9 protein-coding genes, 1 pseudogene, 1 riboswitch and 1 other annotated feature are annotated in these 11804 nt (G+C 46.9%); of the genes and pseudogenes, 5 read left to right on the top strand and 5 right to left on the bottom strand.

Going from position 1 to position 11804, the window contains the following annotated elements:
- Positions 1-17: 17 nt before the first annotated feature.
- Complete coding sequence (gene corA / locus AC58QD_RS22985) at positions 18-953, bottom strand: magnesium/cobalt transporter CorA (RefSeq protein ID WP_497337334.1); 936 nt, start codon at positions 951-953, stop codon at positions 18-20.
- A 418-nt stretch (positions 954-1371) separates the two neighbouring features.
- Positions 1372-2277, bottom strand: coding sequence for a helix-turn-helix domain-containing protein (locus AC58QD_RS22980; RefSeq protein ID WP_497337333.1), 906 nt, complete (start codon positions 2275-2277; stop codon positions 1372-1374).
- A 148-nt stretch (positions 2278-2425) separates the two neighbouring features.
- On the opposite strand from AC58QD_RS22980, the gene AC58QD_RS22975 reads away from it, so the two are divergent.
- The 4 genes from AC58QD_RS22975 (at position 2426) to AC58QD_RS22960 (ending at position 6808) form a co-directional block, all read left to right on the top strand.
- Positions 2426-3499, top strand: a complete 1074-nt coding sequence (locus tag AC58QD_RS22975) for a Gfo/Idh/MocA family protein (RefSeq protein ID WP_497337332.1) — start codon at positions 2426-2428, stop codon at positions 3497-3499.
- 33 nt (positions 3500-3532) lie between these two features.
- Positions 3533-4375: a sugar phosphate isomerase/epimerase family protein gene (locus tag AC58QD_RS22970; RefSeq protein ID WP_497337331.1), complete on the top strand. Its 843-nt coding sequence runs from the start codon at positions 3533-3535 to the stop codon at positions 4373-4375.
- 66 nt (positions 4376-4441) lie between these two features.
- A riboswitch (SAM riboswitch) is annotated at positions 4442-4572 on the top strand.
- An 89-nt stretch (positions 4573-4661) separates the two neighbouring features.
- Positions 4662-5591, top strand: coding sequence for a homoserine O-acetyltransferase MetA (gene metA / locus AC58QD_RS22965; protein ID WP_497337330.1), 930 nt, complete (start codon positions 4662-4664; stop codon positions 5589-5591).
- Positions 5592-5647: 56 nt separating this feature from the next.
- Positions 5648-6808, top strand: coding sequence for an aminotransferase class I/II-fold pyridoxal phosphate-dependent enzyme (locus AC58QD_RS22960; protein WP_497337329.1), 1161 nt, complete (start codon positions 5648-5650; stop codon positions 6806-6808).
- Positions 6809-6891: 83 nt separating this feature from the next.
- Here AC58QD_RS22960 and metG read toward each other — a convergent pair.
- Positions 6892-8510, bottom strand: a pseudogene (gene metG, locus AC58QD_RS22955) (methionine--tRNA ligase).
- Between the two features lie 53 nt (positions 8511-8563).
- Positions 8564-8869 (bottom strand) — a binding site (T-box leader).
- 181 nt (positions 8870-9050) lie between these two features.
- Between metG and mqnC the strand changes: the two are divergent.
- The gene (mqnC, locus tag AC58QD_RS22950) at positions 9051-10187 is read left to right on the top strand and encodes a cyclic dehypoxanthinyl futalosine synthase (protein ID WP_497337328.1); all 1137 of its coding nucleotides are present in this window, start codon (positions 9051-9053) and stop codon (positions 10185-10187) included.
- Positions 10188-10245: 58 nt separating this feature from the next.
- On the opposite strand, the gene AC58QD_RS22945 is transcribed toward mqnC, so the two are convergent.
- The gene (locus tag AC58QD_RS22945; RefSeq protein WP_497337327.1) at positions 10246-10668 is read right to left on the bottom strand and encodes a hypothetical protein; all 423 of its coding nucleotides are present in this window, start codon (positions 10666-10668) and stop codon (positions 10246-10248) included.
- Between the two features lie 157 nt (positions 10669-10825).
- A complete protein-coding gene (pdaA, locus tag AC58QD_RS22940) occupies positions 10826-11569 on the bottom strand; it encodes a delta-lactam-biosynthetic de-N-acetylase (protein ID WP_497337364.1) in 744 nt (247 codons plus the stop codon).
- Between the last annotated feature and the right edge of the window lie 235 nt (positions 11570-11804).

The raw sequence follows: 11804 nt of genomic DNA, 5'->3' as shown, positions 1-11804 counted from the left end.
GCAGGCAGTCCCCCTTATTAGAACCAGTCCTTTTTCTTGAAGAAATAGAACATGGATGATCCCGTCAATAACATAAATCCCAGTACAGAGAAATATCCGTATTTGGATTCCAGCTCCGGCATGAAATCGAAGTTCATCCCGTAAATACCTGTAATAATCGTGAGCGGCATGAAGATAGTCGTTAGCGCCGTGAAGATTCTCATAATCTCATTCGCCCGGTTAGCTACACTGGCCTGATAAGCTTCTCGCAAGTTGCCAACGAGATCGCGGAACGTTTCGAATGTTTCCGTTATCTTTACCGCATTTTCATATATATCGCTGAAGTATTTTTGAAGCTGGTCATCAATTAAGCGAAGCTCTTTCTTATTCAATGTCCAGATTACATCTTTTTGCGGGACGAGCATTTTTTTCAACCAGAGTATTTCACTTCGGAGTCCAATGATTTCATTCAAGTGTGTTTTCTTAGTATGGACCAGGATGTCCTCTTCGAGCTTCTCAATCTTCACTTCGATCCGATCGCCTACACTGAAGTATTTATCGACTACAATATCGACTAGATGATATAAGAAACGGTCGGGGGAATTCACTTCTTCTTCCCACAGAATAGGTTTTATGGCGCGGATTTCGTTAATTTTTTGCTGGGTCACCGTGATGATGGCATGTTTGAACAGGAATATGTTAAGAGCTCGCAAAAATATTTCTTCATCATCGTAACGAATACTATTGATCACTATAAAGTAGTGGGAGTCATATATTTCTATCTTTGGACGCTGCTCTTCCTCTGATAAAGTATCCTCTACGGCTAATTCGTGAAGCTGGAATAGCGGCTGGAGCATCTCCAGATCCTCTACATCGGCATCGATCCAATAAAAGCCGTTATCAGGCGGTATTAACATTTGCAGCGTATCTTCAATTGTAGTGAACATTCCATTCTGTACCAATCTTACTTTCATGTGCGCTTCACCCCTTAGCAGTTTCCCCAAATTGTTAACTTTCAGCAGTAAACCTGAAATAAGCATCATGCAGCTGCGGCAGGAAGTTCTCCTCCGGCTTGCATCATGCTCCAGCCTTGTGAATTTGTGCATACGCACAAAACTGCTATAGGGGACGGCTTCGAACGGGCGGATGATAAGCGTGCTGCTGCTTAGTAAGAAAATATTAAGAAGCAACGCGTTCCGGATTCCGGCGATCGTCCTGGACTATGCAGTTTATTCATAGGCTTGGGTCGGTCACCTTCCATTTAGCGTTCCCTCCTAAATCCCAATTGTGAATTGGATTACCGAATAAATTCTTGTTTAGTATACTCCTAACTTCTCGAGCGCACAAGACGAGCATTCATGAGACAATTGTAAAGATTATAGGAACAAATTATTATATGAAAGCGTTTTGGATTTGGTGCGATTTGCGATAATCACTAGCTGTAACGCTTTTTTGTTGCTTAAAAATACGTGAGAACGTCTTGTATGATCCATAACCTACTTCGAGCGAAATATGCTCCATACTCATATCGGTTGAAGCCAGCAAGCCGCAGGCATGTCGAATGCGCACTTCATGCAGAATCTGAAGAAAGGTCTGACCGGAGTGGCGCTTGAATAAATCACTTAGATGGGAGACGCTTAGATGAAAGTGAGTGCAGAGGCTCGCCAAAGTAAGCTCTTCTTGATAGTGCATGTGTATATACTGAATGATGCCCCATATTGCTTTCTCCCATTGACCCGGTTTATTCGTATTACTCCCGGCAGCATAGGGATGTCCGGTACTGGAAACCGAAGCTCGACGCAATCGGTCAAAGCAGACCAGCACCTCTGTGAGCTTCGCTTTTACTAGTGGTATACGCCACAAATCGTTACTGTGAAACTCTTTGAACAGATCATCAAGCAGTTGTCGAATATGTGTGTCCGATTCTCCGTTTAATTGAACATGTGAAGCCAGAGGTGGATCCTCACCAATCAGCAAACCTCGCATCCCTGCATTGTGATCGGAGTCGAACAATAAATTCATGGAGAACTCGGCATTATACAGCTTAAGACAAGAGCCGGGGTCGGTATGAATCTCATGCACCTGATACGGAAGGACGAAGGTAAAGCTGCCTGGTTGCTTCCGATACCGGATGCCGTTAATCGTCTCCCAACCGGTCCCCTCCAGAACGTAAGAAAACTCCAGGAAATCATGTCGATGTGCAACGAATCCATTGGGCAGGGAGTGTTTGCTGAATTTCAGGGGCAGCAATGTACTGTCCTTGGGATGTTGTATATAGTGGAGCGGATAAAGGGTCAAGAAAGGGATACCTCCCAAATGTTTGGAATATGAAGAAGAATAGGGATCTTTTCCGTAAAAATTGACATGCAGGCTGTCCCATTTCATTCTATCATAACGATAGAGTCCGAAGAAGTCGGACTAACCCATTAATGGAGGTTTTACTTTCATGAATCCTACAAGAATTCGCCTTGGTATGATCGGGGCAGGCAATATCGGAAATGTGCATATTCAAGAGTTCAGCAAGTATCCGGAGCTATGCGAGATTACAGCCGTTACGGATGCATACTTACCGTTAGCAGAGAGCCGTGCGAAGCAATATAACATACCTAAAGTTTCCGCCACACCGGAAGAATTAATTGCAAGTCCTGACGTTGACGCAGTCATCATCGGTGTTCCGAATAAGTATCATGCTCCATTAGCTGTGCTGGCTATGGAAGCAGGCAAGCATGTGCTGCTTGAGAAGCCAATGGGACTAGACGCAGAAAGCGCACGTAATATCGTTCGTACGCAAGAGAAGACAGGCATGACGCTGATGGTCGCTCACCAAATGCGGTGGGAATGGCTCCCTATGCAGGTTAAGCAGGAGGTCGAGAATGGCGCATTAGGCCGTATTTATACGGCCAAGGCAGGTTGGTTCCGCCGCAAAGGCATTCCAGGTTGGGGGACATGGTTTACCCGTATGGAAGAATCAGGCGGAGGGCCGCTTATTGATATCGGTGTGCATATGCTTGATTTGTCTTTACATCTGATGGGCAACCCGAAGCCAATATCCGTAACCGGAGCCACTTATGCTGAATTCGGCCCAGTAAAGCGCGGAATCGGCACTTGGGGTAAGCCGGATTGGAACGGCTACTATGACGTTGAAGATTTGGCTTCTGCATTTATCCGTATGGAGGATGGAAGCTCTTTAACGCTTGAGGTAAGCTGGGCTGTTCACATGGATACAGACAATTCGCCGTTCATCCATCTTATGGGCACTGAAGGTGGAGCAGCTGTCAGGGGCAGCAAGGGCAAATTCCTCACAGAGAGATTCAACTCTCCTATGGAAACGGAACTGGTTACTCCGGCCAATGACGCGGGTGCTCGCAGCCGTCTTAGCGTGCACTTCCTAGAGTGTATTACGGAAGGAAAAACGCCACTGACCTCGGTAATGACAGGATTTACGAATAATCTGATTCTGGATGCCATATACGAATCATCCCGCACAGGTAATGAAGTGAAACTCGACTGGAGTTATTAATCATGTTGTTCGCGAAGGGAGAGAGAGTCGGCTATGATAAAAGGCTTAACCCGTGCAGGTCTTGGAACTAATGTAGGCAATGATGAGCAGTTCGTCCGTTTGGCGAAGCAATACGGGTTCGGAGCAGTTGATCTGGAAGTTCGCGATTGGATCAAGAACGACGGTAAGGATGCGGTATTGGCGACATTAGAGGAAACTGGGATCGTAGTGGGGTCCATTAGACTTCCGGTCGAATGGCGGGCATCCGACGCCGTTTTTCAGGCCGGGTTATCCGACCTCGTTGCCAATGCAGCAGCTGCTGCAGAGGTGGGCTGCACCCGTTGCTGCACATATATACTGCCGTCGACAGATATGAACGCGGCACATTTCATGGCGCTTGCAACCAAGCGTTTGCGCACATGTGCAGACATACTTGGCGCATACGGTATTCGACTTGGTCTTGAATATGTGGGGCCGCATCATTTGCGCACGAGGTGGAAGAACCCGTTCATATGGACGTTAGAAGAAACGCTGGACTGGATTGATGCGATTGGTGAGCCGAATGTCGGCCTGTTGCTCGATTCCTTCCACTGGTACACGACGAATCCATCTGCAGAAGACCTGCTTGGACTTCGTCCTGATCAGATCGTACACGTTCACATTAATGATGCGCCTGATGTCCCGGTTGATCAAGTGATAGACAATGAACGATTGCATACGGGTGAAGGAGTTATTGACCTTGGACTTTTTGTAAGCTCATTGCATAAAGCCGGCTACACGGGTCCTATCTCTCAAGAGGTTTTAACACCGACGCCTCCGTCTGAATCTATTGAAGCATTGTTACAACGATCCAAAGAGGGATTTGATAAAGTTTTTACCGCTGCTGGATTGCAATGATCAGTAACAAATGGTCTTGACATTTCTACAAAAATCAGTATCATATAGTGTAACTTAATAAAACTTTTCTTATCAAGAGTAGGTGGAGGGACTAGCCCTATGATACCCGGCAACCGACAATCCCGTTTCATTATGAGACTGGGGCGCACGGTGCTAATTCTTGCGGAGACAGATCGTATGTTTCTGGGAGATGAGAGAGGACATTAGAACGTACGGTTAAATGGCCTTTCTTCAACTCTGAGGAAAGGCTGTTTTGTTGTTTAATTTGTGAAAGGAGTGAGTGTATATGCCGATCAAAATCCCTGATCATTTACCGGCCAAAGGAATACTTAACGAGGAGAACATTTTCGTGATGGACGAATCCGAAGCGCTGTACCAGGATATTCGCCCACTCAAAATTGCCATTCTCAATCTAATGCCGACTAAGGAAACGACCGAAACGCAAATATTGCGATTAATAGGAAATACTCCGCTTCAAGTTGAGTTTGTGTTGCTTCACCCTAAAACCCATACGTCAAAAAATACATCTGCTGAGCACCTCGAGCAGTTTTATAAAACCTTTGAAGATGTGAAAGATGAGTACTTCGACGGAATGATCATTACGGGAGCACCTGTCGAGCAGATGGAATTCGAGGAAGTCACTTATTGGCAGGAACTAAAACAAATTATGGACTGGTGCAATACGAACGTGACATCCACCCTCTATATATGTTGGGCTTCACAAGCAGGCTTGTACCACCATTTCGGAGTGCGCAAATATGCATTGGACAACAAGATTTTTGGTGTATTCCCACACACAACGGCAACGAGGCATGTGAAGCTCCTGCGGGGGTTTGATGAAATGTTCTTTGTCCCGCAATCCAGACATACGGAAGTGCGCAAAGAGGATATTGCTCCGATTGATAAGCTTGAGATTTTGTCTGAATCCGAAGAAGCCGGAGTCTACATTGCGGCTACCAAGGATGGCAAGCATATATTTGTGACCGGTCATTCAGAGTATGATCCGTTCACATTGAAGTGGGAATATGACCGGGATGTAGCAAAGGGCTTGCCGATTGCGGTGCCGAAGAACTATTTTCCGCAAGATGATCCGACGCGGACGCCAATGTGTACATGGCGTGCACATGCTAATCTTTTATTTTCTAACTGGCTGAATTACTACGTCTATCAAGAAACCCCGTATGATTTGAATGCCCATATGGCTTCTTATATTTAATCTGCTTCGCAACCTATTATGATAACAAGTCACTTATCCAGGAGGAACTATCATTTATGAAAATTGAAAGCCTTTTGGCCCAAATCGGTTCGATCTCGGAGCCGGTTACAGGTGCCGTCAGTTATCCGATCTACCAAGCTACTGCCTTCCGCCATCCCAAGCTTGGGCAGAGCACAGGGTTCGATTACTCCCGCACGAAGAATCCGACTCGAACCATCTTGGAGCAGGCTATTGCCCAATTGGAATCGGGAGACGCCGGGTTTGCTTGCAGTTCAGGTATGGCGGCGTTGCAGACGGTATTTGCTTTATTCAGCCAAGGCGATCACATGCTCGTATCCCTGGATTTGTACGGCGGAACGTATCGCTTAATCGAGAAAATCATGACACGCTTTGGTGTAACGGCCACGTATGTGGATACCAATGACCTGGACGCACTGGAAGCGAACTGGACACCTGCAACCAAGGCTGTATTGATCGAGACCCCTACAAACCCGTTAATGATGATAACAGACCTCGAAAAAGTGTGCAGCTGGGCCAAGAAGAAAGGAATCCTCAGTATTGTCGATAATACTTTGCTGACACCCTTCCTTCAAAGACCGATTGAGCTTGGTGCCGATATTGTCGTCCACAGTGCGACCAAGTATCTTGGCGGTCACAATGATGTGTTGGCAGGACTAATTGTAACAAAGGGCAAGGAGCTTTCCGAACAAATGGCCATTTTGCATAATTCGATTGGGGCTGTATTAGGTCCTCAGGATGCTTGGTTGCTTATGCGCGGGATGAAGACTCTGGCTATCCGAATGGAGCGCCATGAATCGAATGCTACACAAATTGCGAACTTTTTGCTCGAACATCCACTGATTGCTGAAGTTTTTTACCCAGCATTACCAAGCCATCCTGGCTATGAGGTACAAAATCGGCAATCGTCAGGGAACACAGGTATATTCTCCTTCAAGGTGAAGGATGCCAGATTAGTGGAGCCCATTCTTCGTCATATTAAGCTCATTGCATTCGCGGAGAGCTTGGGCGGTGTTGAGTCCCTAATGACCTATCCGGCTGTACAGACTCATGCCGATATTCCGGAAGAAATTCGTAAGCAGGTTGGCGTGGATGATCGTTTACTGCGTTTCTCTGTCGGAATTGAACACGTCGATGATCTGATCTCCGATCTTGCATCTGCACTCGAAGCGGCCAAGAACGAGTTGAAAGCTGACTAGAAGCGGAATAGATAAAGTGGCCGTCGATCCTGGGATCGACGGTTTTTTGTATTTTGGAAATGTACCCATTAAATCCAGCAGCCTCACCCCAAACGGTCGATCTCCTCCTGAATCCGGCTGCGGTCAATACGTTGGAACAATATCTCCGGTGCTGGTAACGGCTTGCCGGGAAGGACCTGAGTGTATTCCCACCCCGGCTCGCCTAGCCCAAGATAGCTGCGGATTCTCTCTGAGGAGAAGGGTAGGAAGGGATCGAGCAGATTGGAAAAGTTAGCAATAATCTGGATACATGTATAGAGTGTTGTGCTGCAGTTGTACGGATCACTCTTCAGCTCTGCCCATGGCTTGCGTTCATCGAAGTATTTGTTGGAGCTGCGTACATACGCGAATACGACCTCCAGCGCTTCCTTGAACTTACCCTCTTCAACAAGTCTTCCCACCTGTTCATACAGACGACTCAACTGTGATCGAATACCCTCATCTACATTAGCCTCAGGAACTCTTCCCCCATAAGACTTCTGGATAAACAACAAATTACGGTTCACGAAGTTTCCGAATGCGCCTAACAATTCACTGTTATGGCTGTAAATGAACTCCCTCCAAGAGAAGTCGGAATCTCTTTTCTCAGGCCCGTTAATGACTAAGAAATATCGAATAGTGTCCGGATCGTATCGCTCTAGCAGGTCAGGCAGCCATACCGCCCAATTGCGGCTTGTCGAGAACTTTTTCCCTTCCAGGTCAAATATTCACTGGAGATGATGCGGTCGGGCAAATGAAGATTGCCAACACCTAACAGAATAGCGGGCCATATCAATGTGTGAAAAGGAATATTATCTTTCCCATGCACGTAATAAGCGAGAGTATTCTCCTCGGACCAGAAGCGCTTCCAATCCTTTCCGTTTTCCTGTGCCCACTTCATACTGGCAGTCAAATAGCCGCATACCGCTTCCAGCCATACATATATTTTTTTCCCTTCGAAGCCAGCTGCAGGCACGTCAATCCCCCAAGGCAAATCTCGTGTTACGGCTCGGTCATGAAGTCCTTCATTCAAATACCTGCCAGTCAGATGAACCGCATTCTCTCTCCATCCGGTTGATTCCGCCAGATAGTGCTCCAGCCTCTCCTGAAGCAGAGATAACGCAAGATAAAGATGCTCGGTCTGTCTCACGGCAGGTGTGCACCCGCACAATTTGCATGTCTGGTTAATGAGGTCGATTGGATCCAGCAGAGAGGAGCAAGCGTCACATTGATCACCTCTGGCTATCTGACCGCAATGAGTACATTGACCCTCAACAAAACGATCTGGTAGAAATTGGTCACATGCGGTACAAAAGGTTTGTTCCACTGATTTACGCACTAAATGGCCGTTGTCCAATAACTGTAGGAACAGCTTCTGAACGGCCTGATGGTGAAACGGGTCGTCCGTCCTCGTGTAAATGTCATACGAGAAGCCAAGCTGGCGGAAGCACTCGGAGAATTCCTTATGGTAGCGATCCGCAATGACTTCTGGAGAGACGCCCTCCTGTCTAGCTTGAACACTAATCGGTGTACCATGACAATCACTCCCGGATACGTACAGCACCTCTTCGCCTTTCAAGCGATAATAACGTGCAAGAATATCACCCGGCAACAAACTCGCCACACGTCCCAAATGCAGGGAACCGTTCGCATAGGGCCATGCGCCTCCAATAAAAATATTCATCCATGATCATCCTCTCCGACTAAAGTCTGAAAATACAAAAAGCTCCCGTCCTAAGAAAGGACGAGAGCTGTGCTCACGTGTTACCACCTAAATTCATCAACCCCTCACGGGATTGACCTCTTCAAGTACGCCGTATGCTGATCAGAATGGGGTGATAGACACGCAGCCGGTTATACTCTAGCACGATAACGGGTGCACCCGTTGCAGCCTACTTCCTGATCTGCCTCTGAAGGGAGATCAAGGTTCGATGCACAGCTTGGAGACCATGTTCGTCAGACGTTTCTTTACCCCTTTTCACCGACTGGGGCTCTCTGTTCAAAAGAAAAGGTCCAACTACTCTTTCTCTTCGACGCTTTGTGTTATATTAATATCCCATTATAGTCAGAGGCATACGGAAACGCAACACTGGAAATGAAATTGTCCCAAACCTGTCAAACGATTACGTTCCACAGTAATGACGCGACAAGGCGATTGTGTTACCATTAGGGAATAAGCATGTTTAATCACTGATTGCAGTTGCGATAAGGAGTGTGCCGATAAATGAGTGTTTTGGATCGCATTTTGGATAGAGTAGTAGCAGGAGAGCGATTGGGCATGGAAGACGGACTGGAGCTTTATGCCTCTAATGAGATTGAGAAGATCGGCGCAGCGGCCAACCAAATTATGCTGAAGTGGCATCCTGAACCGATTACGACGTTTGTGATTGGACGGAATGTGAACTATACGAATATTTGTGACGTGTATTGCCGGTTTTGCGCGTTCTACAGAGCCCCAGGCTCGAAGGAAGGTTATGTGCTGCCGGATGAAGTTATTTTTCAGAAAATCCAGGAAACGATCGATGTAGGCGGGACTGAAATTTTGATGCAGGGCGGAACGAATCCTGACTTGCCGTTCAGTTATTATACGAATTTATTGCGAGAAATCAAGAAGCGCTTCGACATCACTATGCATTCGTTCTCACCTGCGGAAATATGGAAAATGAAAGATGTTTCGGACGGGTTGTCGCTGGAAGAAGTGATTCGCCAGCTGCATGAAGCTGGACTTGATTCGCTACCTGGCGGGGGCGCAGAAATTCTTGACGACCGAACTCGTCGGAAGATCAGCCGCCAGAAAGGCTCTTGGACAGATTGGATCGAAGCGATGTCTACCGCTCACAGGATCGGGATGAACACAACAGCGACGATGGTGATCGGCTTTGGCGAATTAATGGAGGAGCGGGTGCTGCATTTGCTGCGTATTCGCGACGCTCAGGATGAGTGCATTCGCAACGGTTACTCGTCAAAGGGCTTCCTAGCCTTTATCCCTTGGACATTCCAACCGGATAATACGAATCTGAAGGGTGAGAAGCTCGGCCCGGATGAATACCTCAAGACCTTGGCGATTAGCCGATTGATGTTGGATAACATTCCGAACTTCCAGTCGTCTTGGGTAACAATGGGACCTGAAGTTGGCAAGAAATCGCTGAGCTTCGGCTGCAACGATTTCGGCAGCACGATGATTGAAGAGAATGTCGTATCTGCGGCGGGTACAACACACAAGGTAACGATTAATTCAACCTTGCAGTTAATCCGCGAAGCGGGTAAGATTCCAGCTCAACGCAACACCCGCTACGAAACCTTGAGGGTATTCGATGATGAGAACGCAACAGTTGACAAAGATTTTGTGATGCAGAATTGAATCATTCCTGATAATATAGAGAGCCGAAGGCGAGAACGTATGCCTTCGGCTTTTATTATTACTCGACCTTCAATACAAAAGCGTACATTCCGCTGCCTTTGCTCCAATTGGCGTGTACAGAGTAAATATAAGTGCCTTTATCTGAAGGGAGCTTGTATTTGCCCGACTTTAGTTCTACAGTAGAAAGCTCCTGGTTGCCCTCCCAGGTCGAGAGCACCATCGTTTTCGGTTTACTGCTGAAGGTAATGCTTAACTCGGAGCCGGGGGCAACTGTGATTGCATCATGTTCTGGATCGACTATATCAGACGGACCTGGAGAGTCGGCAATGACATGTTTAGCCAGGAAGCGCCAGCTATATGTGCCTTGTTCAACAAGAACTTTCTGATCACCCACTTTAATTTTGGGGAATGGCGGTTTATCTCCACAAGCGACTAGCAACAAAGCCATTATCATTACGGTCATGAACAATTTGATTCGCACAATAGAACGCCCCTTACTGGAATGTTTCTATACCTACTAACGTTTTCGCATTCCAATATGTTACAGGTGATTTTCTTGCTATCTACTATACGCCTCCATCAAAAAAACCGCCAGATCTATCTCGGAACGAGCAGGACCTGACGATTTATTGGATTACTTACTGAACACCCAGAATTCGGCTATCTGGGTTCTGACTGTTTAATTGCTCCAAGCTGTAGAATTCGTAGCCTTGCTTACGGGCTCCGTCAATAATTCGCCCCAGAGCTTCCGCGTTATCCTTTGAGACAGAGTGCAGCAGCATAACGGCACCCGGGTGTAATTGTTTCATCACACTATCATAGGCGTACTGGGCGCCTTTTTGGGCATGGACATCCCAATCCTTGTAAGCGATGGACCAGAATACGTTCGTGTAACCCAATTGCCTGGTGACGGCAAGCGTACGTTCGCTGAATATTCCTCGAGGCGGGCGCAGGAACAGCATGTCAGACTGCCCGGTAACCTGCATGGCCTGTGATTTCACTTTATCCAGCTCTTCCTTGATTTGGCCATCGGATATGGTCGTCATATCCGGGTGACTCCACGAATGGTTGCCGATAATATGGCCCTCCGCCTGCATTCGTTTCAACAGCTCTGGTTCTTCTTTGATGTAATGGCCGGTTACGAAAAAAACAGCAGGCACCTTCTTCTCCTTCAGCGTATCCAGGATACGCGGGGTAAACCCGTTCTCATAACCATTATCAAAGGTTAGATAGATCGCTTTACGGCTCGTATCACCGAGAAAGATTGCTCCATGCTTATCGATAATGTCTTTGAAGCCTTCTTCATTTATGGAGGGAAGCTGACCGTTCTTGCTCATTTTGAAGCCAAAATGAAAAGGCCTTCCACTATCTTGTCCAGCCATTACAGGAGTCGTGAGCGTGAAGAGAAGCAGCAACGCAACCGACCCTGCCAGCCATGTCCAGTATCGTTTCAAACGTGGATTCACTCCTTGTCGGATTTTATAATTCGGTTGTTGAACATTCCGCGCACAACCTTGCTGTATTTTTCCACGTTGGAGCAGAAATTATGTAATCGGGTGATTCCTTACAGATGATCAGGTTGAAGAACCTATGGTAATATATATTTACAGGAACTAG

This window comes from Paenibacillus sp. J2R1T-4, from assembly GCF_059692235.1.
The sequence above is the reverse complement of the archived record's forward strand: the minus strand, read 5'-3'. Positions and strand labels throughout refer to the sequence as shown.